General features: G+C 62.8%; 1 protein-coding gene. It reads right to left on the reverse strand.

Features of this window, described 5'->3' with window-relative positions; translation table 11 throughout:
* Positions 1-1,088: NAD-dependent succinate-semialdehyde dehydrogenase (locus ABVQ20_RS40435; RefSeq protein WP_354465428.1), on the reverse strand; the 1,088-nt coding region annotated here is incomplete at its 3' end.
* Positions 1,089-1,143: the final 55 nt, after the last annotated feature.

Consider the following 1,143-nt stretch of genomic DNA (forward strand, 5'->3'; position numbering starts at 1 on the left):
ACCACCATCTGGTTGATGCCGATCACGCCCACCTCCAGCTCCTCCGCTATGCGGTTGGCAGTCGCAGCGGAGCGCGTGAAGGCATACCCGGCCAGACCATAAGGCAATGCATTCGCTCGCGCGAGGGCCTGTTCTATGTCATCAACAGGTTGCACCAGCGCAAGTGGTCCGAATGGTTCTTCTGTCATGGCCTTCGCCTGATCGGACATGTCCGCCAAGATGGTGGGCCTGTACATCAGGCCTGTCCCCTTCAGGCGTTCGCCACCGGCGATAAGGCGGGCCGAATGGGACAAGGCGTCGGCGATTAGGTCATCCATGGCAGCGACGCGACGGGTGTTGGCGAGGGGACCCACCGTGGTGCCTGCTTCCAGTCCGTCGCCCACTACCTGCTTCTCCACGAAGAGGCGAGCGTGCTCAAGGTACTCCTCGTAGACCGAGCGTTCTACGAAGAAGCGGGTCGGCGAGGTGCAGACCTGGCCAGTGTTGCGCAGCTTGATGGTCATGGAGAGCTCCGCCGCGCGCTGGACGTCGGCATCTTTCGCGACAATCACGGGCGCGTGGCCGCCCAACTCCATGGTGGCAAGTGTCAGGGTCTCTCCTGCAAGCCGAGCGAGGCGGCGTCCCACGGGGGTCGATCCGGTGAAAGAGATCTTGCGGATGATTGGAGAGCGAATGAGGTATTCGGAAACATCCGCTGGTACACCAAATACCACATTTAACACGCCGGCGGGCAGCCCTGCATCGGTGAGCGCTCTCGCGATCTCCAGGGTGGTGCCCGGGGTTTCCTCGGCCGGCTTGATAATGCAGGTGCAGCCAGCTGCAAGAGCAGGGGCAATCTTGCGCGCCGGCGTCACCGCCGGGAAGTTCCATGGCGTAAAGCAAGCGACGGGGCCAACCGGCTCCTGTGTGACCGTCTGGCGCATATTGGGTAGGCGCGCCGCGATGACACGGCCATAGCTGCGCCGCCCCTCTTCCGCGAACCAGTCAAAAAACTCTGCCGCGGCGGTGATCTCACCTTTCGCCTCCGCCAAGGTCTTACCTTCCTCCAACGTTAGCACAGTCGCAATGTGGTCTAGACGCTCACGCATCAGGCCAGCGGCACGCCGCAGGACCTGGCCACGCTCGTAAGGCGAGGTGCGCTTC

The organism is Mesorhizobium shangrilense (genome assembly GCF_040537815.1).
Taxonomy (GTDB): Bacteria; Pseudomonadota; Alphaproteobacteria; order Rhizobiales; family Rhizobiaceae; genus Mesorhizobium; species Mesorhizobium shangrilense.